This is a genomic window from Trueperella abortisuis (genome assembly GCF_030811095.1).
Classification (GTDB): Bacteria; Actinomycetota; Actinomycetes; order Actinomycetales; family Actinomycetaceae; genus Trueperella; species Trueperella abortisuis.
On record NZ_JAUSQL010000001.1, the window covers coordinates 1,064,159 to 1,086,502 of the forward strand.

A 22,344-nucleotide genomic window follows, 5' to 3' on the forward strand; every position below is an offset into this window, starting at 1 on the left:
GTCCTATGTGGGGCGGGCTCAAACCCCGCCCAAGGGGGATGGAGCACTCATGGCGTTTTGGTTTAGCGTGGTAACCGGCGAGGTGGTCGAGTCGGACTCGCCGGCGTTTCCCGCGGCGGAACGGATGGGGCCGTACGCCACGCGGCTCGAAGCGGAGAATGCGTTCTTGGTATCCGAGGCGCGTAATGCGCTCGCGGACGTCCCCGACGTCGACGACGACTACGACGCCGCTGAGCGCGAGTGGAAGGAGAACTGGTGAATCCTCAATCGGAATATGTCCTGCGCGAGGTCGATGACCACGACGTGCGCTTCATCCGCCTGTGGTTTACCGACATCACGGGCACGCTCAAGTCCGTGGCAATCGCACCTGCTGAGCTGGAGGCCGCGTTTGAGGGTGGCATCTCCTTCGACGGCTCCGCGGTTGAAGGACTGACCCGCGGCCACGAATCGGACATGGTGATGCGCCCGGACCCCTCCACTTTCCAGCTCCTGTCCTGGGGTGAGGATGGTTCGCCCTCTGCGCGCATGTTCTGCTCGATCTACACCCCCGACGGCGAGCCGGCACGCTCCGACCCGCGCGCGGTCCTCGAACGCGCCCTCGACCGCGCCGCCAGCATGGGCTTTTCTTTCTACGCCCAGCCCGAGTGCGAGTTCTACCTATTCCACCCGACGACGGACGAGCACGCGGTGCCCATCCCCATCGACAACGGCTCCTACTTCGATCACGTCACGCGTTCGATCGCCCAATCCTTCCGCTCGCGGGCGGTCAAGAGGCTCGAGGACATGGGGATCACGGTGGAGTTCTCCCACCATGAGATCGGGCCGGGCCAAAACGAGATCGACCTGCGGCGCAGTGATGCACTGACGATGGCAGACCAGATCATGACGCTACGCGTTGTGGTCGAGCAAGTGGCGATCTCGCAGGGGGTGATGGCCTCCTTCATGCCCAAGCCGATCATCGACGCCGCCGGTTCGGCCATGCACACGCACTTCTCCCTCTTCGAGGGCAACAAGAACGCCTTCTACGACCCGCTGGCCTCCTTCCACCTGTCGGCCACCGGGCGCAAGTTCGTGGCGGGCCTGCTGCACCACGCGCCGCAGATTACCGCGATCACCAACCAGCACGTGAACTCCTATAAGCGCCTGTGGGCCGGATACGAGGCGCCCAATTACGTATCCTGGGGCAACTCCCACACGTCGCTGGTGCGCATTCCGGCCCTCATCCAGGGTGACCCGGAATCCGCCCGCGTCGAATACCGCGCCCTCGACTCGGCCGCCAACCCCTACCTCGCCTTCGCCGTCATCCTCAACGCCGGGCTCGCCGGCATCGAGGAAGGCTACGACCTTCCCGAGGACCTCGACGTCGACGTCTCAGAATTGACCGACCTTGAGTGCCGTGCCATCGGGCTACGCGCGTTGCCGGCGTCGTTGTCCGATGCGTTGAAAGAGATGCGCCAGTCCGAACTTGTGGCCGACACTCTCGGCGAGGACGCCTTCGCCTACTTCCTACGCAACAAGCGCCACGAGTGGGAAGCCTACCGCCACCAGGTCACGCCCTTCGAACGGCGTGCCTTCATGACGTCAAACTGATGTGGGAGACGGGCAGGCTTCGTCGGGCGGGCTTCTCCCCGCCCGACCGCGCCGTGCGTTTCGCCCAGAGCCCGGCGCTCGCGGGCACGGATATCGACTGGTTGCTTTCCCATGCGGCTGACACAGCCGACCCGAACCAGGCCCTCCTTGGCTTCCTGCGCCTGACGGAGGCCGCTACGGCTGCGGGACCCGAGGCCCGCCGTCTTCTCGCGGAGGCGTGCACGACGGCGCCCGCGCGCCTGTTCGCCATCCTTGGCATGTCGACCACCCTCAGCGAGCACCTCATCTCCCGTCCCGCCAACGTTCACATCCTCTCCGAGGCGAAGATCGCCGAGGCCGGGCTCGACACCACCCCGGAGGGGGAGCGCGCCGCTGCGCTCGCGGCGGTGCATGCCCGCGCCCGCGAGCCAGGTTCGCTCCCGCGGGCGGACCTATCGGGGCTTGGGGAGGCCGGTGCGATCGAGGCGCTGCGCTTGCACTACTGGTACCGCCTCACCCAGATCGCGGCCCTCGATCTCACGGCGGGCCCGGCACCGGATCATGTCGAGGAGGTGGCACGTGCGCTGTCGGACGTGGTCGGCGGGGCGCTGGAGGCCGCGCTGGCGGTCGGCCGGGCGGTTTATGGGGCCGACGCGGACGACGTCAACCTGGCCGTCATCGCCATGGGCAAGACGGGCGGGCGGGAGGTTAACTACATCTCCGACGTCGACCTCATCTACGTGGCCTCCTCCCGCTCCGGAGATGACGAGGCCGCCCTGCCGGTTGCCACCAAGCTGGCAGAGTACATCTCCCACGCCGTCGGTTCGCCGGGCCGCACGCCCGCGATCCTCCAGATCGACACGGCGCTGCGCCCGGAGGGCAAGGCAGGTCCGCTCGTGCGCACCCTCGAGTCCCACGTGGCCTACTACGAGAAGTGGGCGGATAACTGGGAGTTTCAGGCATTGCTCAAGGCGCGGCCAGTGGCGGGGGACCGTTCGCTGGGGGAGAGGTACGTGGCGGCGCTCGCCCCGCTGGTATGGAACGCGGCGGGGCGGGATGGCTTTGTGGAGGAAACGCGCGCGATGCGTCGGCGCGTCGAAAGCCTCGTGCCGGTGAGGGAGGCCGAGAGGCAGATCAAGCTTGGGCGTGGAGGCCTGCGTGACATCGAGTTTACGGTCCAACTCCTCCAGCTCGTCCACGGCCGCACCGACACCAGCGTCCACCAGCGCTCCACCCTCGAGGCCCTGGCTGCGCTACGCGACGCCGGCTACATCGGTCGCACGGCCGCCGCCACCATGGACGCCGACTACCGCTTCCTGCGTGCGCTCGAACATCGGGTCCAGCTTTACCGGATCCACCGCTCCCACGTGCTGCCCACTGCCGATGCCGACCTGCGCCGGATCGCGCGCTCCCTGCGCATCCCCGGACTGGACACCGCCGAGGAGCTGGCCGAGTCGTGGGCGCGGGTGCGAAAAGAGGTGCGTGCCCTGCACCTGGAGATCTACTACCGGCCCATGTTGCCCGCCACCGCCAAACTTTCCGCCGACAACGCCGCGCTCGAGCCGGAGGCCGCCCAGGCGAGGCTCGCAGCCATCGGCTACGGCGATCCGCGCTCGGCCTATGCCAATGCCCTCGCCCTCACTTCCGGCTACAACCGTACGGCCGCGATTGCCCGGCACATCATGCCCGTCATGCTCGAGTGGTTCGCCGAGGGTCCGGAACCCGACCGCGGCCTGGCTGCCTTCCGTGACGTGTCGGAGAAGCTGGGGACGACGTCGTGGTACATGCGTCTGCTGCGCGATTCCAGGCTGGTCGGTGAGCGGTTGGCGCGCCTGCTGTCGACCTCGCGCTACGTCGCCAATGAGCTTCCTTCGCAGGCCGAGGCGATTGCTTGGCTTGATTCGGACGAGCTCACCGCGCTCGGGCCTGCCGAGCTTACCTCCCAGCTTGACGCTCTGCTTGCCCGGCGCACCGACCCGCGCGAGATCGCGATCGCCGGCCGGGCGCTACGGCGTCGAGAGCTTCTGCGCACGGCGATGGCCGACACCCTCCAGATGGGGGGAAACTCGCGCCAGGCGATCACAGCTGCGGGCCAGGTTGCTGTCGAAGCCGCGCTACGCGGCGCGCGACGGGCGGCGGACGCACCTGCGTCGTTGCAGTTCGCCGTCATCGCCATGGGCCGGTTCGGCGGTGGGGAGCTGGGCTACATCTCCGACGCGGACCTGATGTTCGTCTTCGACCACGGTGCCGACCTCACCGAGCAGGAGGCGAGTGCCGCGGCCAACGATGTGGCCCGCCACGTCATAGCGCTTCTGTCCGCACCCGCGCCGGAACCCGCCTTTCCCGCGGACGCCGACCTGCGCCCCGAGGGCAAAAACGGCCCGCTCGCCCGCTCGTTGGCCTCCTATCGCGCCTACTACGATCAGTGGGTGCAAACCTGGGAACGCCAAGCCTTGCTGCGGGCGCGGTTCGTGGCGGGCGACGACGTCGGGGCGCGTTTTATCACGCTCATTGACCCGTTGCGCTACCCCTCGACGGGCATAACCGAGGCCGACCTGCGCGAGATTCGCCGCATAAAGGCGCGTGTGGAATCCGAGCGCATTCCGCGGGGGGTGGATAAGACCCGTCACCTTAAGCTCGGCCCCGGCGGACTCGCTGACGTGGAGTGGGCCGCTCAGATCCTGCAGCTGCGCCACGCGGGTCACATTGCGGCGCTGCGCACCACCTCCACCCTTGACGCCCTTGGCGCGGCTAGCGAAAGGGGCCTGATCAGCCCCGACGACGCTGATAGGCTCGAAGTGGCGTGGTCGTTTGCCTCCGCCCTGCGCGACGCGAACGTCCTCGCCTCCGGGCGAACGCGCGGGGCGAAGCTCGACCTTCTCCCGCACGGCTCACGCGAACTCGGCCTCGTCGCCGCCCTCCTGGGGCGTGACGACGGGCGGCGCCACGCGATCGAGGAAGATTACCTGCGCGCCGCGCGTCGGGCACGCGCGGTCGCCGAACGCATCGTCTACGAGGAGTAACTTTGGAACTCATTCTTGTCCGTCACGGGCAGACCTACATGAACGCCAAGCACACGATCGACACGGTGGTGCCGGGCGCTGTGCTCACGGAGGAGGGCTGGACGCAGGCCAACGACGTCGTCCCCGCTCTCGCAGCACTCGAACCGGGCGGCATTTGGGCCTCGAACCTTACCCGCACGCAACAGACGGCGACGCCGCTGGCCACCCGCCTCGGCCTCGACATCCACATCCACGAGGGTCTGCGTGAGATCGGCGCCGGCTGGTATGAGGGAGGGGACACCCCCGAGGTTTACGAGGGCTACACGGGCACGATCTTCCGCTGGATCGGCGGCGAACGTGACCTGCCGATGGGCGGGGATGAGGCCGTGACCGGGCGAACGGTGCTGGCGCGCGTCGACGCCGCGGTGCGGGACATCGAAGCCGCCGGCCACGAACGCGCGGTCGCCTTCGCCCACGGCGGGGTCATCGCCTACTGGGTGGGCTCGCGCGCTCTTAACGCTCAACGCGAGCGCGAGACCTTCGTGCCGCTAGGCAACGCTGGCATCGTCCGCCTCGAGGGGACCCTGGAGACGGGCTACACCCTGAGGTCGTGGATGCACCTGACGTTCTAGCGGGCAACCTGGCGACGGGCGCGGGTGACGACGGTTGCGGGCGCAGGCCCGGAGGCCTCGCCCGCAACCGGGCCAGCGATCCTAGAAGTCGTAGTAGAGGGCGAACTCGTAGGGGTGTGGGCGCTGACGCAGAGGCTCGATTTCCTTCTCTCGCTTGTAGCTGATCCAGGTCTCGATGATGTCCTCGTCGAACACGCCACCCTCGGTGAGGTAGTCGTGGTCATCCTCGAGGGCGCGGAGGGCGTCCTCCAGGGACTTCGGCAGCTGCTCGATCTCGGCGTGTTCCTCGGGAGGCAGCTCGTAGAGGTCCTTGTCGATGGGTGCCGGGGGTTCGATCCGGTTGCGAATCCCGTCGAGGCCCGCCATGAGCTGGGCCGAGAAGGCCAGGTACGGGTTCGAGGAACCGTCCGGCGTGCGGTACTCGATGCGCTTGGACTTGGCCGAGGAACCGGTGACCGGGATTCGCGTACACGCCGAGCGATTACGCGCAGAATACACGAGGTTGACTGGCGCTTCGAAGCCGGGCACAAGCCGATGGAAAGAATTGATCGAGGGGTTCGTGAAGGCCAGCAACGACGGCGCGTGCTCGAGCAGACCCCCGATGTACCAACGTGCCACGTCCGACAGGCCGCCGTAGCCGCGCTCGTCGTGGAAGAGGGGGACGCCGTCCTTCCACAGAGACTGGTGGCAGTGCATGCCCGAGCCTGCGTCGCCGAAGATCGGTTTGGGCATGAAGGTTGCCGTCTTGCCCGCGGCAAACGCCGCGTTCTTGATGACGTACTTGAACTTCATGAGGTCGTCCGCAGCAGCCAAGAGCGTGCTAAACGTGTAGTTGATCTCCTGCTGGCCGGCGCCCACCTCGTGGTGTTCGCGTTCGATATTGAGGCCGACTTGCTGGCACAGGCGACTCATTTCATCGCGCAGGTCGGCGAGCTGGTCATTGGGGGAGACGGGGAAGTAGCCGCCCTTGATCCTGGTCTTGTAACCGAGATTTGGCTCCTCATCGCGGCCCGTGTTCCACCATGCTTCACGGGCGTCTAGGCGGTAGCCCGCCTTGTTGGGCGAATCGTCGAAACGCACGTCGTCGAAGATGTAAAACTCGGGCTCGGCGCCGAAGTAAACCGTGTCCGCGATCCCGCTGGCACGCAGGTAGTCTTCAGCGCGCCGGGCGATCGCGCGCGGGTCACGCGAGTACGGCTCACCCGTGAACGGGTCAACGACGAAGAAGTTCATCACCAGGGTTTTCCGGGCACGGAACGGGTCGATGTAGGCAGTACCGAGATCCGGCATGAGCCTCATATCCGACTCGTGAATCTTGGTGAAACCGCGAATCGAAGAGCCATCAAACATGAGCCCCTCGTGGAGCGTGTCCTCGTCAAACGCACTGATCGGGATGGCAAAGTGCTGCATGACACCGGGCAGGTCGCAGAAACGGATGTCGACGAACTCGACATCCTCCTCGGCAAGGTAGGCCTTGGCCTCATCGACGCTTGAAAACACGGGGATACTCCTAACGGCTGAACTTCGTCTGGCAAGTATTGTACGGCGGGTGGGCAAGAGAAATGGGGCGGGGCCACGATATGGCCACGCCCCTTCGCGTCTTTAGCGTCCGCGCATCGCCCGCCGATCGGGCCGTGCGTTGAACGGGTCAATTCCCTTCGGGATGGGAAGCGCGTTCGTCTGGATCGCCTTCATGCGGGCGGTCACCGCCGCGACCTCCTGGTGGGAGATCCTCTTTGGCAACTTCTTCAAGCGGCGCTCCAGCTTCGAAATCGGCACCTGACCTTCACCGTTGCCGACCTTAATGACGTCGACAGGGACGGACGGGGCGACCCGCTTGATCGCTTTCCTCTCATCTTGAATAAGCCGGTCGACGCGATCCGCGGGGCCTTCCGAAATCAGGACAATGCCGGGGCGGCCGATGGCTCGGAAAAGCATGTCCTGGGTGCGGGCATTAAAACGGACGGGCTCCTGTTCGATGACCCAGCCGCGCTTGATCTGGCCCAGCACCGCCGCGGAGGCGCCAGGCATCCCGTCGATCTGCGCGTAGGAGGCGCGGCGTACCAGCTGGGTGAGGACGAGAAGCGCGAACACGACACCCATGAAGATCGCAAGCGGAATCCACACCCACCACAGCTTCGTGCCGATGGCCCCGAGGAGGCCGAGAACGAGACCGATAGCGAACCCGGCCAGTAGCGCCCACGCTGTCCACGGATAGGTCTTCTTCGAGACCCGGTAGGCATCGGCGAGGTAACTCCACCAGCGCTTCTTCTTCGGCTTGTTCTTTTTGCTCATCGCACTTCCTTGCTCGGCTTTATCACGAGTCTAGTAGATTGCACGGCCGTGCTCAAAGATGGCTAGCCCAGTTTCGCCTCGTCCCGGCGACCAAGGGTTGAGGCGACGAGGGTTATGGCTGCCGCGCAAAGCGCTCCAGCCAGGAACCCGTAGAAGACGTGGGTATCAACGAACTGCCCGACGATCGCAGAGGCGCTGGCGACGCCGAGCACGTTGGCGGAGACGATGGCGGTGTTGGCCACGCCGTCACCGCCGCGCGGAGCCCATCTGCCGGCGAGGGTGAAAATGGAGACGCCGAGCGGGCCAATGAAGATTCCGGCCACGAGCAAGAGGAGAGCGAGGATGGGGCCGTTGGCGGCGATCGCGCAGGTAGCCGCCCCGACGACGAGGCCGCAGCCTCCGAGGAGAATGCGCCGGTTGTAACCGAGACGTTCGGGAAGAGCGACAGCCATCAGGGCGGTCAGCGCCGCCGAAAGCCCCAAGGCCGCATAGATGAGGCCACCAAGGCCCGCCAGGTCGTGGCTCTCCGCGAACGCCGTGACGGTGGTCTGCATCGCGCCGAAGAACATTCCCATGAAGAACATGGCGGCAAGTGGCGTGCGCACCCGGACCACAACGCTGAAGAACGACGGGCGCGGTTCGTCGTCGTCGAGAATCGCCGGCCCGCGGGCATGGCGAGACAGCGCGAATGGGAAGACGCAGGTGAGGACCATGCCGGCGGCGACGAGGAGCGGGAGACTGGGGGAGACGGCCGCCGCGAGGATGCCCACGGCGGCGGGGCCGAGGACGAAGATGAGCTCGTCGTTAACGGTCTCCCACGACATCGCGGCAGGAAGCTGAGCCCGGCTAGCGATCGGGTACCAGCGCACGCGCGAGAGCGGCCCGATGGGGGACGTGGTGACCCCGATGAAGGCGGACATCGCCATGAGGGCAACCGTGGAAGGCTCGCGTGGTGCGAACCAGACCAGTAGCAAGAGGGCGAGGATATTGAGCGGCGCGAAGACGAGAAGCGGTGCGCGCTGCCCGAAGCGGTCCGTCAGGCGGCCGATGATGATGTTGCCGAACCCGTTCGCGATCGCGAGGCAGGCGGAACAGTAGGCGGCGGTCTCGACTGAGCCGGTTTCGGCGACGATGAGCGTCAGCACGCCGATGATGATCATGGATGTGGGCAGGCGCCCGAAGAATGACACCACCATGTGGGTGTATCCCACGAGCCCGGGAAGATCTCTGTAACCGCCAAATGATTTCGTACTCACCAAGATATTGTAGACGCGCCCGTGCAATGGTTCTCCTTCCGCCCCTGTGGAAAAGGCCATCATGGTGCGCCCCACGTGTGATGTCCTTAAACCATGAGGGACGTACCGTGGTGGGGTGTGTGGGTGATCGTGCTCGCCGTCGTGGCCGGATTCAGCGTCGGAATGGCACCCGATCGGACCGACTGGAAGGCCTTCGCCCAGTCCATGGTCGACGCCCGCAACGCCGCGATCGTCGATCAGGACTGGGAGGCACTGTGGGCACTCACGGTTGAAGGCTCGCCGGCGCGGGCCGAGGACGAAGAGCTTAGGGCATGGATGGAGGGCAACGACGTGCGGGTGGAGGCCGTCGTCACGGAGGTGATCTCGGCAAACGTGAGCGAATCTTCCGGGCCGATACTCGAGGTGGTCTCCTACCAGAGCGGCGCACACATTCAAGGATCGGACTCAGCCAACGAGAGCCCCCGGATATGCAGGCGCTGGACGATCCAAGGTGAGAAGATCTTCCGCGTCCGCCCATGCCTGGGGCAGAACGCGGTCACGGGCTAAGCACGCCCACCCGGCGGTGATCCTGTCCGGCGGTGACCTTGTCCGGCCACGACGTGTTTGGGGAGGGCTGACGACGCCGGGCTAGCGGGGTGGTAAAGCAAGGGGCCCGGCAAATGCCGGGCCCCTTGACGGTGTCCTTTAGAGGACCTCGGGGAAGTCACCCTCCTCGAGACGGAACTTCACGTCGCGCAGGAAGCGCGAGGCGGCGGCGCCGTCAATGATGCGGTGATCGTAGGAGATGGACAGGAAGCACTTGGAACGGATGGCGATGACCTCGTTGCCGTCCTGATCCTTGACCACGCCCGGCGCCTTGAAGATCGCGCCCGTTCCCATGATGGCCACGTTGGGCTGGTTGATGATCGGCGTGTCGAACGCGGCACCTGCAGAGCCGGTGTTCGTGATCGTGAAGGTCGAGCCGGACAGTTCGTCGGCCTTGATCTTGCCATCGCGGGTGCGAGCGGCCAGGTCGGCGATCTGCTTGGCAATGCCGGCGATGTTGAGGTCGCCAGCGTTCTTGATCACGGGCACGAACAGGCCGCGCTCGGTGTCGACCGCGATGCCCACGTGCTCCACGTCGTGGTAGACGATCTCATTGCCTTCCACCGAGGAGTTGATGATCGGGTGGGCCTTCAGCGCCTCCGTGGCCGCCTGCACAAAGAACGGCAGGTAGGTGAGGTTGACGCCTTCGCGAGCCTGGAAGGTGGCCTTCGCCTGGGCGCGCAGCTTGACGATGCGGGTGACGTCGACCTCCATAACCGTGGTCAGCTGAGCCGAGGTGGCCAGCGAGTCGATCATGTGCTTGGCGATTGCCTTGCGCACGCCCGTCATCTTCTGGCGGGTGCCGCGCAGGGACGAGGCTTCCTTCGCCTTCTGAGCGATCTGCGTCTTGACGCCGTTCGCGGGGGCGGCCGGGGCAGGAGCGGCGGCGGGCGCCGGAGCCGGGGCGGCGGCTGCCGCCTTGGCGGCCTCGGCAGCGGCCTCGACGTCCTGGCGACGGATGCGTCCGCCAACGCCCGTGCCGGAGATGGCCTCCAGATCGACGCCAAGGTCCTTGGCGAGCTTACGCACGATCGGGGTCACGTAGGCCGACTTTCCATCGGCCGGAGCCGCGGGCACCGCAGCGGCAGGAGCTGGAGCGGGAGCCGGAGCAGGAGCCGGAGCGGCGGGAGCCGGAGCGGCAGGAGCCGGCGCGGCAGGAGCCGGCGCGGGCTCGGCCTTGGGCTCTTCCTTCGGGGCGGCCGGAGCGGGGGCCGCCGGGGCTTCGCCGCCGATGATGGCGAGCACGGTGCCAACCGAGACCGTCTCGTCTTCGCCGACCTTGATCTCGGTGAGGATGCCCGCTGCCGGAGCCGGGACCTCGGTGTCGACCTTGTCGGTGGAGACCTCAACGATCGGCTCGTCCTCCTCGACCTCGTCGCCGACCTGCTTGAGCCAAGTGGTCACGGTTCCCTCATCGACCGATTCGCCGAGAGCAGGCATCGTGACTTCGACGCCCGGGCCGGAGGCGGCCGGGGCCGCAGGGGCCGCAGGAGCCGCAGGCGCGGGAGCCTCAGCAGGAGCCGGAGCGGCCGGTGCGGGAGCCTCAGCCGGGGCGGACTGCGCGGGAGCGCCGGCGCCGGAGCCGTCCCCGATGTAGCCGAGGACGGTGCCAACCGAGACAGTCTCGTCTTCGCCGACCTCAATCGACTCCAAGACGCCGGCAGCTGGGGCCGGGACCTCGGTGTCGACCTTGTCGGTGGAGACCTCGACGATGGGTTCATCGGCTTCGACGGTGTCGCCGACGTTCTTCAGCCACGTCGTGACCGTTCCCTCATCGATGGATTCGCCCAGAGCGGGCATCTTAATGGGTTCAGACATGTGTCTCTCCTAGGTCAGTTGTGGGTGTGAAGCGGCTTGCCGGCGAGCGCGAGGACGGCCTCGCCAACCGACTCGTTCTGGGTGGGGTGGGCGTGGATGAGGCCGTCGAAGTCCTCCGGGTAGGATTCCCAAGCGACCATCAGCATGCCTTCGCCAACCTGCTCGCCCATGCGAGCGCCGATGGAATGGAAGCCCACGATCGGGCCGTCCTTCTCGCGGACCAGCTTAACGAAACCGGTGGTGCCAAGCATCTGAGACTTGCCGTTACCGGCGAGGTTGAAGGTGGAGGTTTCGACGTTGTCCTTGCCGAACTTCTCCTCGGCCTTCTTCTGAGACAGGCCCACGGACGCGATCTCCGGGTTGGAGAAGGTGACCTTCGGGATGTTGTCTTCGTTGACGGGGGCAGGGTTGTTGCCCGCGATCTCGTCCGCGACGAACAGGCCCTGGAGGAATCCACGGTGGGCGAGCTGGACGCCGGGTACGATGTCGCCCACGGCGTAGATGTTGCCCACGCCGGTGTGCAGGCGCTCGTTGGTGATGACGAAGCCCCGATCCAGCGTGATGCCCTGCTCCTCGTAACCGAGGTTGGCCGTGGACGGGCCGCGGCCAATCGCGATGAGCAGGTATTCGGCGTCGTACTGCTTGCCGTCCTGGGTGAAGACGTGAACGCCGTTGGCATCCTCCTCGACCCGGTCGAACATCGTCTTGGTCTTGAAGGTGATCTTGCGCTTGCGGAAGGAGCGCTCGAGCATCTTCGACACGTCCTCGTCCTCATTCGGGACCAGGTGGTCGAGGCCCTCGATGATGGTGACATCGGCGCCGTAGGAGTTCCACACCGAGGCGAACTCACAACCGATGACACCTCCACCGAGCACGATCACCGACGACGGCACGACGTCCATCGTCAGTGCCTTATCCGAGGTGATGACGCGGTCGGTGATGGTCTGGCCGATCGTCTTCGAGTACGAGCCCGTGGCGAGGACAATGTTCTTGCCCTTGATGCGCTCGCCGCCGACTTCCACCGTGTCCTGAGCCACCAAACGACCCCAGCCGGAGATCGTGTCGATGCCCGCAGCGTTGACCAGGCCGGTCAGACCCTTGAACATCTTCTCAACGACGCCGTTCTTGTAGGTGTTGAGCGCCCCCATGTCGATGCCCTCGAAGGTGCCCTTGACACCAATGGACGGGCCCTCGCGCATTTCATCGGCAACTTCGGCAGCGTGTAGAAGGGCCTTGGTGGGGATACACCCGCGATGAAGGCAGGTTCCACCAACCTTGTCGCCCTCAATGAGGGCCACCTTCATACCGAGCTGGGCGGATCGAAGGGCACAAGCGTAGCCTCCCGAACCCGCACCAAGAATCACTACATCGTATTCCTTTTCAGTCACTTACCTCTCCCTCGAGATCGCAGCGGCCCGGTTGGTCCAGACCCGTTCCCTATAATTATTCCACTTTGGCGCCAACATTTCTTGCTCCGCAGGCAGAATTGCGCCGATAGCGCCAGGCTGGCCTGAGATATGCTGAAGCGGTGTTGTTCTCAAAGAAGGGGCCGCGCTCGCAACGGCGCGCAAAAAAGGAAACGGTTGAGCACCTGGCGCAGTTCGTGGCGACCCGAGCCGGCGTCGCGGCATACTTTGAAGCGGCAACGGGCCGCGACCCGAGTTCGATCGTGCTCGTGGCTGGTGACGGGGAATGGACGCGACGCAAAATCCCCAGCATCGCAGACGCCGCTGACGTCGCCCGCGATCTGGGGATTGAGCTGTATGAGGTTGCCCGCACCGGCTACCCGCGTCAGATGCGCGAGTGGTCGGCCAGGCACCGCGGCCGCTAGTTCTCCACGGCTGCCAGAAGAGTGCGCAACATGACACCGGTGGCGCCCTTAGGCATAACCCCGTAGGGCTTGCCGCGATTAAAGGACGGGCCGGCGATGTCGACGTGGGCCCAGTTCGGCGCGTCCACAAACTCCTTGAGGAAGAGTCCGGCCACGAGCATGCCGCCGTAGCGGGTGCCGGAGTTCTTCATATCCGCCACGTCGGAGTCGAGACTCTCGCGCAGGTGCTTCGGCAACGGCATGTGCCAGGCATCCTCGCCCACCTCGCCGGCAAGCTCGGTCAGCGTCTTGGCGTAGTCGCTACCCATGATGCCGGTGGTGCGCTCGCCGAGAGCGACCATCTGCGCGCCGGTGAGGGTGGCGATGTCGATGATGGTCTCGCTCCCCTCGGCGCTCGCCATGAGCAGACCGTCTGCCAGGACGAGGCGACCCTCGGCGTCGGTGTTGTTGATCTCCACCGAGGTGCCGTTGCGGTAGGTGATGACGTCGTCGGGGTGGCCGGCGATGCCGGAGACCATGTTCTCCGCGATGCACATCCAGCCCACGACGTGGCGCTTGACGCCCAGGCGTGCCGCAGCCACCAGTACCTGCAGGACTGTGGCGGCCCCGCCCATGTCCGTCTTCATCTCGGTCATCGAGGAGTGCTGCTTGAGGGAATAGCCGCCGGTGTCGAATGTGATGCCCTTACCGACGAGCGCGACCGTTCCTTCCGCGGCGCCCTCGGGTGCCCACTCGATGCGCACCAGGCGAGGGTGGCGCTTCGAGCCGCGACCGACGTGGATGATGCCCGCGGCGTTGATCTCCTCCAGCTCCTTGCCGCGATAGACGGTCACCGAGCAGCCTGCCGCCGTGGCCTCTTCCTCGGCGATCTGCGCGAGGACTTCGGGGTAGAGATCGTTGGGGGCAAGGTTGACAAGGTCACGGACCCGGTTGGCGGCCTCGGCGAGGATCTCGCCGCGCACCACCGCGTCGTCGTCGGAAACGGGGAGCACGAGCGCGCCGAGGGGCGCCTTCTTCGGCTCCTTGTATTCGTCGAAGACGTAGGCGCCAAGCAGGGCGCCCTCCACGGCCTCGGCCACCTCGGTGACGGGGGAGGCAAGGTAGAGTTCGTCGACCCCGGCGGCCGCTCGGGCCAGTTCGCCGAAGGCGTCACGGGTGGTGGCGGCGTCGACGACGACGAACACCAGCCTGCTCGAGTCGGTCGGGCTTACCAGGCGGGTGACGCCGGCACCGGGCTGTAGCGTGGTTAGTGCCGCCAGGACGCCGTCTTTGAACGCGGCGTCCTCGATCAGTGTGTCGAGGGTGTAGCTCTCGCCATCCTTGGACGCGAAGAGCGCGAGGTTGCGGGCGAGGTCCTGGGTGAACTCATGGCAAATAATATTGGTCATTGCCCCAGTATAGGTCCGTGCGGGCACTCATTGCTTCCCCAGTATCCCTAAGGTTGGGTGACGGCGCGGTAATATGAGGCGAACCTAGTTGAGGAGAGGCCGTGAGTCAAGAACTGACAGACACCCGCACCCGCGCACATGGATGGCCGTCCGTGCTAATTTACGCCCTTGGGGTGGGTGCGGCAGTTTTCCTGTGGCGGGCCGTGGTTGCGGCTACGAACTCGGTGGGGAGCGGGCATTTTGGTCTCGCGGCGAGCTCGATCTTCGCGGCGCTGTGCTGGGTTTTAGGGTTCGCGGGTATCAAGCACAACGGCCGGCGCATGCGTTACCTTGCCTTCGTGGCGTGGGGGATCAATATCCTCGGCCCGTTCGCCGGGCTGATCGTCGACTTCCATTACACCAACCCGTGGTTTGAGGCGGGACGAACCTACTACTACCTGCCCACGCTGGGCGCGGTAGCTGCCTTCGCCTGGCTCATGTGGTCGCGGCCCGCGGCGATGGCCGCGCGCCAGCTCGACAAGTAGCCTCCGCCAACCGGTGAGCTGAAACCTACTTGGCCTTCTTTGCCGCGCGGGCTTCCTTCAGATCCTCGCGCGTGCCGCCCGCGGGGAATTCGCCCCGAGCCACCTGGGGGGAGGGCAGGCGCCAGCGGCGCAGGTAGAAGCATCGGCCGAGCATCTGGAAGAAGAAGCCCGAGGGGACCTCGCCGAACTTGTGCACGGCAAGCTTCTTCGCGCGGCGGCTCACCAAGATGGCGTGGGCGGTCATGATGAGGAAGACGGCGTACATGCCCCACACCATGGGGATCACGATCTGCGGGAACCTGCCCTGGAAGAGCATGATTGGCAGCAGGAGGAGGGCCACCGGCATGAAAAAGGCCGAAATGGGCGCGGCGGCGTCGACGTAGTTGCGCCCGAAAGCCCGGATGGGCCCGCGGTGCTGGGCTGGCATGTTGCGCTCGTCTCCCGTGCGCATTGCCCGCTGCTGCTTTTCGTACAGTTCGTTGGAGCGGGCGCGCTCCTCAGCCTTGCGCTGGCGCTTTTCGGCCTTCGATAGGGACTTGGTGTCCGCGACGAGGGGGCGGCGGTTGCGCGCCTCGACGTCCTTTCGCCGCGGCGTGGGCGCGCCTTTGGCGGCGGTATACCCCTTGCGCCGCGTCTCCACGGGCGCAGCGAGCGAGGAGTCTTCCAAATCCGACGTCTTCTTTGATCCGAACACGGCCATCCTTATCTCGAGCTGTTAGTGCTCAGTCTAACGGCACCCTCCGACATTTCAGGAACCCGCGGCGGTTACACCCGCCACGGTCTGCGCTAGAGTGGAGGCCATGTATCAAGACGTGCTTTCTTCCGTTGACCATTCGTTGAACGATTCCCTGGCGGCGCTCACCGAGCTGGTGGCCATCCCCTCGATCTCCGCCGATTCCTTCGACCAATCCACCCTCGATCAGTCCGCCGCGTGGATCGCCGATAAGGCGCGCGCCCTCGGCCTCGACGCCCGCGTCATCCAGGTCGAGGCGGCCTCCGGAAAGAAGGGCCGCCCGGCGGTTCTCGCCACGCGCGCGCCCGAGCCAGGCAAGCCCACCGTCGTCCTCTACGCCCACCATGACGTTCAGCCGGTGGGCGACCTCTCGCTGTGGGAGACCGAGCCGTTCATCGCCACTGAACGCGACGGGCGCCTCTTCGGCCGCGGTACGGCTGACGACAAGGCGGGCGTCGTTGCCCACCTGGCCGCGATCGCTGCGGCACGCCCCGGGGTTGGCATCACCCTCTTTATCGAGGGTGAGGAAGAGGTGGGCTCGCCCACGTTCGTCGATTTCCTGCACGAATACAAGGACGAGCTCAACGCCGACGTTATCGTCGTGGCCGACTCGAACAACTGGAAGGTAGGTACGCCGTCGCTGACTACATCTCTGCGCGGCGTCACCCAGGTCGCCGTCACTGTCACCGCGCTCGACCACGCGGTGCACTCGGGCATGTATGGAGGCCCGGTCCTCGATTCGGTCACGCTCGCCGCCCGCCTCATCGCCACGCTTCACGACGACGAGGGCAATGTCGCGGTGGAGGGCTTGCTCGCCGCCGACGACACCGCCGTGGACTACCCCGAGGAGGAGTTCCGCGCGGACGTGGGCGTGCTGGAGGGCGTGCGCCTGGCCGGGTCGGGATCCATCACGTCGCGGCTATGGACCAAGCCGGCCGTCTCGGTCACGGCCATGGACGCCACCCCCGTCAAGCTCACCTCAAACACCATCTCCCCGTCCACCACTTTCGTGCTTTCCATGCGCGTGAGCCCCGGGCAGGATTCGGGCGAGGCGGCGGACAAGCTCGTCGCTCACCTCGAGTCACACGCCCCCTTCGGCGCGCGCGTCGAGTGCGTTGTCAACGAACGCGGCCCGGCCTTCTCGGCGTCCGAGGCCACCGAGACCTCGCGGCTCATGGAGTGGGCGCTGGCGGAGGCCTGGGGCACGAAGCCGGTCAACATCGGCGTTGGCGGGTCAATCCCGTTCATCGCTGACCTCGCCCGCGAGTTCCCCAGCGCCCAGATCCTTGTCACCGGGATCGAGGATCCGGACACGCGCGCCCATTCGGCCAACGAATCGCTCCACATCGGTGACTGGCGCAACGCGATTGCCGCTGAGGCGCTGCTACTGACCCGGCTCGGCGAGTAAATGCACGTCACCCTCGTGTGCTCCGCCCTTCCGGGGATGGGACCCCAGGCGGTGCTCGAGCGAGCCGGTGAGGCGTGGCGCGCGGCCCGCCCGCACGACGACGTCCTTGCCATCCCCACCTCCGAGGGCACCGTCGTTGCCCACGCGGGCACGGGGCTTGACGACGTCGTGCGCTCTTTGCACCCCGACTCGCGTGCGGTGGATGTAGGCGTGGGTGCACAGCGTCGCATTCACTGGGTCTGGGATGGCGGCGCGCTCGTCGACTTGGCCGAATCGTTTTCCTGGAACGGCCATCCGGAGGGCTCGACGGCCTTCCTCGGGAAGGACCTCCGGGCGTTGCGCGATGCCGGGGCGCGGCGAATCCACCTGCACCTGCCCCAGCTTATGAGTCCCACGGATCTTGGGCGGGGCATGCTGGGGGAGCTGGCCGGCGGGTCGGCGGCGCCCGTCGAGCTCAGTCATTCGCTCGAGGCGGCGCGCGCGGCGCTGCGGGACGTGGCCCTGACCGTGACCTACCCCGCCGACCTGCCGCTACGCGGGGTCAACGGGATGGCGCGGGCGTGGGCGTCGCGCGGCTACGACGGCTACCGCGCCCAGGAGTTCGAGCGCGAGGTCGGCGCATGGGTCCACGATCTGGAGCGGGCGGCGCGGGCCTCCACCCGACGCTCACTTCTTGGCGCCGACGTCGACGCGCGGGCCGGATTCGCCGGGCCGGGCGGGGGGCTGGGCCTGGTGCTTTCGCTCCTTGGCGCGTCCATGCTACCGATCGGCGACGCGCTCGTGGCCGGGCGTATCCCGCACACCGACCTCATCATCTACGTGCTCGGCTCCATCGGCGTAGACCTGCCTAGCGGGCTTCATGCCGCTGCTCGCGCCGGCGAGGAGCAGGGCGTGCCCGTGGTGATCCTCACCGACGCGGCCGGCATGCGCAGGGGAGAACTGCCACGTTTGGGCCTGCACGGCGCCTATGAGTTGCGACCGGAACGGGCCTTCTTCGACGACGCCGATACCCTCGCCGACCTCTCCCGCCTGCCCGAACTCGTCACTCGTTCCATGCACGCCATTGCCGCAACCTGGGGATGGGACTGATTGTGCCTGGTCGATCACGCTGAGCTGAATGGGGCGTGGCCAACATAGAGACTGCACGTGCGAAAAGGTAATGTGTTTCCAGAACGCTATTTTATGGAGGTATTCATGAGCGAAACCGTCGCAACTCACGGGGTCACCCTCACCGAGGTGGCCGCCGCCAAGGTCAAGTCCTTGCTTGAGCAGGAGGGCCGTGATGACCTTCGCCTGCGTATCGCCGTGCAGCCGGGCGGCTGCTCCGGCCTCATGTACCAGCTCTACTTCGACGAGCGTCTGTTCGACGACGACGCGATCGCCGAGTTTGATGGCGTCGAGGTTCTCGTGGACTCCAAGTCCGCCCCCTACCTCGACGGTGCGACGATCGACTTTGCCGATTCGATCGAGCGTCAGGGCTTCACGATCGACAACCCTCAGGCGCACGGCACCTGCGCGTGCGGTGAGTCTTTCCACTGAGTCCACGGTTCCCCGCCATGTGGCGGGGAACAATTGTGTGAGGAGAATAATGCGCGTACTTGCCAGTGTGATCGCTCTCGCGCTTGCTTTCGGCGTCACGGCCTGTGGCTCGGACGATCCGAAGCAGCCGGCGTCGTCGCAGGAGACCACCAGCGCCAGCGGAACCCCCGGCACGCAGATGCCGACCCTTGACAGCTCGGGGGACAACCCAATCCTTGCCTTCCCCGATTCGAACGCTCCCGAAGGGCTGCAGGTCGAGGTCCTCGAGAAGGGTGAGGGTCGGCAGATCGCGGCCACTGACACGGTGGTGGCCAACTATGTCGGTCAGGTGTGGGGCTCATCGCGGCCCTTCGATTCCTCATTCAACCGCGGCGCCCCGACAGCCTTCTCGCTGTCGATGGTGATTAAGGGCTGGACGCAGGGGCTGACGGGGCAGACGGCCGGATCGAAGCTGATAGTCTCCGTCCCCTCCGATCTCGGCTACGGCCCGAACGGCGGCAACGAGTCGGCGGGCATCGGGGAGTCGGACACGATCGCCTTCTACATCGAGCTGATCGACGCCTACGGTGTGGACCAAGCGGGCGACGCCAATGCCACGATGCAGGCGGACCTGGCAGACCTTCCGATCGAGATTAAGGGCGCGCTTGGCGAACCCGTCACCGTCACGGTTAAGGACGGCGCGAAGAAGCCCACGGGCGAACCTGTCGTCACCGTCATCGCCCGCGGAAGCGGAGCACCCGTCGGTGGCAAGGGAACCACGATCTACGATCAGTACGCCATGTCCTTCTGGGATAACTCCACCTCCGAGAACACCTATGGTAGCTACGGGCCGCAGTCGCAGACGCTTGGCGCGGGTAGCTTCTTCGATTCCCTCACGGGGATCCCCGTCGGCTCCCGCGTGCTTGTCGAGGTTCCGGCCTCGGAGGGTGGCGAGGGCGTGACGGCGCCGGCCTACGCCGTCGTGATCGATATCCTCGGCCAGATCGAGGGATCGCCGAACGCCACGGTGAAGCCTAACTAAGCGAATACGCGAAGCATAAAAAGTGGGGCCCCGCGGGGCCCCACTTTTTGATGCCGACTTAGCGGACGATGAGGGAGGCGTTCTTCGCGTCGGCGAAGCGGGCTGCGACGTCCTCCCAGTTGAAGATGTTCCACACGGCCTTGACGTAGTCGGCCTTGACGTTGAGGTAATCGAGGTAGAAGGCGTGCTCCCACATGTCGAGCATGAGGATCGGGTAGGTGCCTACCGGGACGTTGGCCTGCTGGTCGAAGAGCTGGAAGGTGGTCAGGCGCTGGCCAATCGTGTCGTAGGCCAGCACGGCCCAGCCGGAGCCCTGGATGCCGGTCGCGACAGCGGTGAACTGCTTCTTGAACCCATCGAACGAGCCGAAGGCATCCTTGATCGCCTCGGCCAGTTCGCCCTCGGGCTCGCCGCCACCATTCGGGGAGAGGTTCTTCCAGAACACGGAGTGGTTCGAGTGGCCTCCGAGGTTAAAAGCCAGGTCCTTCTCGAACTGGTTAATCTTCGAAAAATCTCCCGCCTCGCGCGCTGCGGCCAGGTTCTCGAGGGCCTTGTTGGCGCCGTCGACATAGGTCTTGTGGTGCTTGCTGTGGTGAAGCTCCATGATCTTGGCCGAGATGTGCGGCTCGAGAGCTGCGTAGTCGTAATCAAGTTCGGGCAGTGTGTAAACCATGTTTCCTCCAAGTTGACGCCGCTGGCCGGGCTGGTCGCGGCTGCGGTCGCCACCCAGTATCCTCCTTTCGGAGGCGAATGTGGGTACAAAGTCCGTATATGCGCGGACAGCGAAACTGACCGATTCAAAATTATGGGCCCGAGTTCTACCAATGCCGCCAGAATCGGTAGTATTGGCGGAGAGCCAACTTACGTGGAGGTAAAGATGACACAGGACGATGGCAAGACCTCGGTCGAGGTGCTCGTGTATTCAGATAACCGCGACACCCGCAATGACGTCATGCACGCCGTGGGGCGGCGCGTAGGCAAGGGGCTTCCTGCCATCAACTGGACTGAAGCAGCCACCTGGCAAGGCGCATACATGAAGGTGGAGGAGAACCACTTCGACCTGCTTATCCTTGACGGCGAGGCCGCCAAGCTCGGCGGAATCGGTCTCGGAAAGCTCGTGCGTGACGAGCTGGTGGAGGACATGCCCTACATCGTGTTGATTGGCCGCCCGCAGGATGAGTGGCTCGCGCGTGTGTCCAAGCCGAACGCGATCCTGCCCCTCCCTGTCGACGCCCGCGCGCTGTCGCAGGCCGTAGCCGACGTTCTCGGGAAGACTGGCGCCTGATGCTGACCTGGCCGGAAATCACTGCGAAGGTTGTCAGCCGCCAGGACCTGTCCGCTCAGGAGACGGCGTGGGCGATGGATCAGGTGATGACTGGGGAGACCTCGCCGGTCTCGCTGGCCGGCTTCCTGACGGCGCTCGCAACGAAGGGCGAGACGATCGATGAGATCCTTGGCCTGGCCGACTCCATGCAGGCGCACGCCACGCCCGTCAACCTTCCCTCGGACTCGCTCGACATTGTTGGCACTGGCGGCGACAGGCTCCGCACGGTCAACATTTCGACCACCGCCTCGCTCGTGATCGCCGCGGCCGGCGTGAAGGTAGTCAAGCATGGCAACCGCGCATCGTCCTCGAAGTCGGGCGCGGCCGATTGCCTCGAGGCGCTCGGCGTCAACCTTGACCTTCCCGTCGATGCGGTGGAGCGGATCTTCGGCGAAATCGGTATCACCTTCCTTTTTGCCAACAAGTTCCACCCGTCGATGAAGTACGCGGCCACAGCGCGCCGCGAGCTCGGAATCCCCACAGCCTTCAACGTTCTTGGTCCGCTGACGAATCCAGCCCGACCCGAGGTGGGAGCCATCGGTGTGTCCAATGCCCGCCAGGCGCCGCTCGTGGCGGGCGTGCTCGCCCGCCGCGGCACGCGCGCCCTCGTCTTCCGCGGCACGAATGGGCTCGACGAGCTGTCCACCGCTGCGCCGAACGAGGTGTGGGAGGTTCGCGACGGCGAGGTGACCTACCGCGACCTGGACGCCACGACGGATCTTGGTTTGCCGAAGGCCACCGTCGATGATCTGCGCGGCGAGGACGCCGCCTACAACGCGGCCGCCGCGCGCAAGGTACTCGACGGTCAGAAGGGCGCGGTGCGAGATGCCGTGGTCCTCAACGCTGCCGGAGCGATCGTCGCCGACGGGCGGCTGGAGGGCGTGCGTCCCGACGACGGTGACCTCGTGGCCCGCATGCGTGCCGGCCTGGAGCTGGCTGAGGACGCCCTGGATACAGGGAAGGCCTCCGGCCTGCTCACGCGCTGGGCTGAGCTTGCTCGCGCCGAAAGTGCGAAGGGCTGAACGCGCCTCGAGGCTTCAGACCCATGTGTGAGGGGGTGACGGGCGAACGCCCGTCACCCCCTCACACATGGCGGCTAGTCGAGGCCGATGTCGAAGGCGGCTTCGAGGTCGGCTTTCGAGAACTCCTGGAAGGCGAGGTAGGTCTTGACGTTCTTGACGCCTGGAACCTTGGCGATCTTGCCGGGAATGACCTGCGCCAGATCCTCGTGCTGGGGGACGGTGACGAGCGCGATGAGGTCCACATCGCCCGTGACGGAGTAGACCTGGCGCACTGACGACACCCCAGCCACGGCGTCGGCAACCTCGGGGATCTGATCAACTTCGGCGTCGATCATGACAATGGCAGTGATCATGGGGGCTCCTTTACATTGGACGGATAGTCATAGTTTAGCGGCCG

The 22,344-nt window shown here is 65.8% G+C and carries 22 protein-coding genes; 13 read left to right on the top strand and 9 right to left on the bottom strand.

The window, feature by feature from the left end:
• The first annotated feature begins 49 nt into the window (after window positions 1–49).
• From J2S45_RS04710 to J2S45_RS04725, 4 genes are read left to right on the top strand one after another with little or no spacing between them, the layout of a single operon-like run.
• Entirely contained in the window at window positions 50–259 is a 210-nt protein-coding gene (locus J2S45_RS04710; RefSeq protein ID WP_296929093.1) for a hypothetical protein, read from the top strand.
• On the top strand, window positions 256–1,590 hold the full coding sequence (locus J2S45_RS04715) for a glutamine synthetase family protein (RefSeq protein WP_270974389.1): 1,335 nt from the start codon (window positions 256–258) through the stop codon (window positions 1,588–1,590). Before J2S45_RS04710 ends, J2S45_RS04715 begins: the two co-directional genes overlap by 4 nt.
• Window positions 1,590–4,592: a bifunctional [glutamine synthetase] adenylyltransferase/[glutamine synthetase]-adenylyl-L-tyrosine phosphorylase gene (locus tag J2S45_RS04720; protein WP_307634693.1), complete on the top strand. Its 3,003-nt coding sequence runs from the start codon at window positions 1,590–1,592 to the stop codon at window positions 4,590–4,592. The genes J2S45_RS04715 and J2S45_RS04720 overlap by 1 nt, the downstream gene beginning before the upstream one ends.
• 2 nt (window positions 4,593–4,594) lie before the next feature.
• Entirely contained in the window at window positions 4,595–5,203 is a 609-nt protein-coding gene (locus J2S45_RS04725; RefSeq protein WP_307634694.1) for a histidine phosphatase family protein, read from the top strand.
• Between the two features lie 81 nt (window positions 5,204–5,284).
• Here J2S45_RS04725 and glnA read toward each other — a convergent pair whose 3' ends face one another.
• The 3 genes from glnA to J2S45_RS04740 all read right to left on the bottom strand — a co-directional run bounded on the left by glnA (window position 5,285) and on the right by J2S45_RS04740 (window position 8,754).
• On the bottom strand, window positions 5,285–6,703 hold the full coding sequence (gene glnA / locus J2S45_RS04730) for a type I glutamate--ammonia ligase (RefSeq protein ID WP_296929087.1): 1,419 nt from the start codon (window positions 6,701–6,703) through the stop codon (window positions 5,285–5,287).
• Window positions 6,704–6,805: 102 nt separating this feature from the next.
• Window positions 6,806–7,498, bottom strand: a complete 693-nt coding sequence (locus J2S45_RS04735) for a DUF4191 domain-containing protein (protein ID WP_270974393.1) — start codon at window positions 7,496–7,498, stop codon at window positions 6,806–6,808.
• Window positions 7,499–7,560: 62 nt separating this feature from the next.
• The gene (locus J2S45_RS04740) at window positions 7,561–8,754 is read right to left on the bottom strand and encodes an MFS transporter (protein WP_307634695.1); all 1,194 of its coding nucleotides are present in this window, start codon (window positions 8,752–8,754) and stop codon (window positions 7,561–7,563) included.
• Window positions 8,755–8,847: 93 nt separating this feature from the next.
• Between J2S45_RS04740 and J2S45_RS04745 the strand changes: the two genes are divergently transcribed.
• Window positions 8,848–9,300, top strand: a complete 453-nt coding sequence (locus J2S45_RS04745; protein ID WP_296929083.1) for a hypothetical protein — start codon at window positions 8,848–8,850, stop codon at window positions 9,298–9,300.
• A gap of 138 nt (window positions 9,301–9,438) precedes the next feature.
• On the opposite strand, the gene sucB is transcribed toward J2S45_RS04745, so the two are convergent.
• Together sucB and lpdA are read right to left on the bottom strand one after the other, a co-directional pair.
• On the bottom strand, window positions 9,439–11,157 hold the full coding sequence (gene sucB / locus J2S45_RS04750; protein WP_307634696.1) for a 2-oxoglutarate dehydrogenase, E2 component, dihydrolipoamide succinyltransferase: 1,719 nt from the start codon (window positions 11,155–11,157) through the stop codon (window positions 9,439–9,441).
• 14 nt (window positions 11,158–11,171) lie between these two features.
• Window positions 11,172–12,545 (bottom strand): dihydrolipoyl dehydrogenase, encoded by a 1,374-nt coding sequence (gene lpdA / locus J2S45_RS04755; RefSeq protein WP_270974399.1) that lies wholly within the window; start codon window positions 12,543–12,545, stop codon window positions 11,172–11,174.
• 140 nt (window positions 12,546–12,685) lie between these two features.
• Here lpdA and J2S45_RS04760 point away from each other — a divergent pair, with 140 nt between their 5' ends.
• On the top strand, window positions 12,686–12,988 hold the full coding sequence (locus J2S45_RS04760; protein ID WP_307634697.1) for an oxidoreductase: 303 nt from the start codon (window positions 12,686–12,688) through the stop codon (window positions 12,986–12,988).
• Here the strand turns inward: J2S45_RS04760 and J2S45_RS04765 are convergent.
• Window positions 12,985–14,376 carry a leucyl aminopeptidase gene (locus J2S45_RS04765; protein WP_296929077.1) on the bottom strand — a complete coding sequence of 464 codons (1,392 nt, stop codon included), beginning with the start codon at window positions 14,374–14,376 and terminating at the stop codon, window positions 12,985–12,987. The two genes, J2S45_RS04760 and J2S45_RS04765, sit on opposite strands and share 4 nt — an antisense overlap.
• 152 nt (window positions 14,377–14,528) lie before the next feature.
• Between J2S45_RS04765 and J2S45_RS04770 the strand changes: the two genes are divergently transcribed.
• Complete coding sequence (locus tag J2S45_RS04770; RefSeq protein WP_307634698.1) at window positions 14,529–14,900, top strand: hypothetical protein; 372 nt, start codon at window positions 14,529–14,531, stop codon at window positions 14,898–14,900.
• A 25-nt stretch (window positions 14,901–14,925) separates the two neighbouring features.
• Here the strand turns inward: J2S45_RS04770 and J2S45_RS04775 are convergent, their stop codons facing one another.
• The gene (locus J2S45_RS04775) at window positions 14,926–15,600 is read right to left on the bottom strand and encodes a DUF3043 domain-containing protein (protein WP_307634699.1); all 675 of its coding nucleotides are present in this window, start codon (window positions 15,598–15,600) and stop codon (window positions 14,926–14,928) included.
• A 100-nt stretch (window positions 15,601–15,700) separates the two neighbouring features.
• Between J2S45_RS04775 and J2S45_RS04780 the strand changes: the two genes are divergently transcribed.
• From J2S45_RS04780 to J2S45_RS04795, 4 genes are all read left to right on the top strand, one after another.
• Complete coding sequence (locus tag J2S45_RS04780; RefSeq protein ID WP_270974406.1) at window positions 15,701–17,041, top strand: dipeptidase; 1,341 nt, start codon at window positions 15,701–15,703, stop codon at window positions 17,039–17,041.
• Complete coding sequence (locus J2S45_RS04785; RefSeq protein WP_307634700.1) at window positions 17,042–18,130, top strand: hypothetical protein; 1,089 nt, start codon at window positions 17,042–17,044, stop codon at window positions 18,128–18,130.
• Window positions 18,131–18,235: 105 nt separating this feature from the next.
• Entirely contained in the window at window positions 18,236–18,580 is a 345-nt protein-coding gene (locus tag J2S45_RS04790; RefSeq protein ID WP_270974408.1) for a HesB/IscA family protein, read from the top strand.
• Window positions 18,581–18,629: 49 nt separating this feature from the next.
• Complete coding sequence (locus J2S45_RS04795) at window positions 18,630–19,601, top strand: FKBP-type peptidyl-prolyl cis-trans isomerase (protein WP_307634701.1); 972 nt, start codon at window positions 18,630–18,632, stop codon at window positions 19,599–19,601.
• A 58-nt stretch (window positions 19,602–19,659) separates the two neighbouring features.
• Here J2S45_RS04795 and J2S45_RS04800 read toward each other — a convergent pair whose 3' ends face one another.
• Complete coding sequence (locus J2S45_RS04800; protein ID WP_270974410.1) at window positions 19,660–20,274, bottom strand: superoxide dismutase; 615 nt, start codon at window positions 20,272–20,274, stop codon at window positions 19,660–19,662.
• A 204-nt stretch (window positions 20,275–20,478) separates the two neighbouring features.
• Between J2S45_RS04800 and J2S45_RS04805 the strand changes: the two genes are divergently transcribed.
• On the top strand, window positions 20,479–20,886 hold the full coding sequence (locus J2S45_RS04805) for a DNA-binding transcriptional response regulator (protein ID WP_296929065.1): 408 nt from the start codon (window positions 20,479–20,481) through the stop codon (window positions 20,884–20,886).
• The gene (gene trpD / locus J2S45_RS04810) at window positions 20,886–21,947 is read left to right on the top strand and encodes an anthranilate phosphoribosyltransferase (RefSeq protein WP_307634702.1); all 1,062 of its coding nucleotides are present in this window, start codon (window positions 20,886–20,888) and stop codon (window positions 21,945–21,947) included. The genes J2S45_RS04805 and trpD overlap by 1 nt, the downstream gene beginning before the upstream one ends.
• A 74-nt stretch (window positions 21,948–22,021) precedes the next feature.
• Here trpD and J2S45_RS04815 read toward each other — a convergent pair whose 3' ends face one another.
• Entirely contained in the window at window positions 22,022–22,300 is a 279-nt protein-coding gene (locus J2S45_RS04815) for an Lrp/AsnC family transcriptional regulator (protein WP_270974413.1), read from the bottom strand.
• Window positions 22,301–22,344: the final 44 nt, after the last annotated feature.

Excerpts from the sequence above, each read along its gene's own strand:
- J2S45_RS04710 (WP_296929093.1), top strand. The coding sequence starts at position 50 with ATGGCGTTTTGGTTTAGCGTGGTAACCGGCGAGGTGGTCGAGTCGGAC.
- J2S45_RS04720 (WP_307634693.1), top strand. The coding sequence starts at position 1,590 with ATGTGGGAGACGGGCAGGCTTCGTCGGGCGGGCTTCTCCCCGCCCGAC.
- J2S45_RS04735 (WP_270974393.1), bottom strand. The coding sequence starts at position 7,498 with ATGAGCAAAAAGAACAAGCCGAAGAAGAAGCGCTGGTGGAGTTACCTC.
- J2S45_RS04745 (WP_296929083.1), top strand. The coding sequence starts at position 8,848 with ATGAGGGACGTACCGTGGTGGGGTGTGTGGGTGATCGTGCTCGCCGTC.
- sucB (WP_307634696.1), bottom strand. The coding sequence starts at position 11,157 with ATGTCTGAACCCATTAAGATGCCCGCTCTGGGCGAATCCATCGATGAG.
- J2S45_RS04765 (WP_296929077.1), bottom strand. The coding sequence starts at position 14,376 with ATGACCAATATTATTTGCCATGAGTTCACCCAGGACCTCGCCCGCAAC.
- J2S45_RS04775 (WP_307634699.1), bottom strand. The coding sequence starts at position 15,600 with ATGGCCGTGTTCGGATCAAAGAAGACGTCGGATTTGGAAGACTCCTCG.
- J2S45_RS04780 (WP_270974406.1), top strand. The coding sequence starts at position 15,701 with ATGTATCAAGACGTGCTTTCTTCCGTTGACCATTCGTTGAACGATTCC.
- J2S45_RS04785 (WP_307634700.1), top strand. The coding sequence starts at position 17,042 with ATGCACGTCACCCTCGTGTGCTCCGCCCTTCCGGGGATGGGACCCCAG.
- J2S45_RS04790 (WP_270974408.1), top strand. The coding sequence starts at position 18,236 with ATGAGCGAAACCGTCGCAACTCACGGGGTCACCCTCACCGAGGTGGCC.
- J2S45_RS04795 (WP_307634701.1), top strand. The coding sequence starts at position 18,630 with ATGCGCGTACTTGCCAGTGTGATCGCTCTCGCGCTTGCTTTCGGCGTC.
- J2S45_RS04800 (WP_270974410.1), bottom strand. The coding sequence starts at position 20,274 with ATGGTTTACACACTGCCCGAACTTGATTACGACTACGCAGCTCTCGAG.
- J2S45_RS04805 (WP_296929065.1), top strand. The coding sequence starts at position 20,479 with ATGACACAGGACGATGGCAAGACCTCGGTCGAGGTGCTCGTGTATTCA.
- trpD (WP_307634702.1), top strand. The coding sequence starts at position 20,886 with ATGCTGACCTGGCCGGAAATCACTGCGAAGGTTGTCAGCCGCCAGGAC.
- J2S45_RS04815 (WP_270974413.1), bottom strand. The coding sequence starts at position 22,300 with ATGATCACTGCCATTGTCATGATCGACGCCGAAGTTGATCAGATCCCC.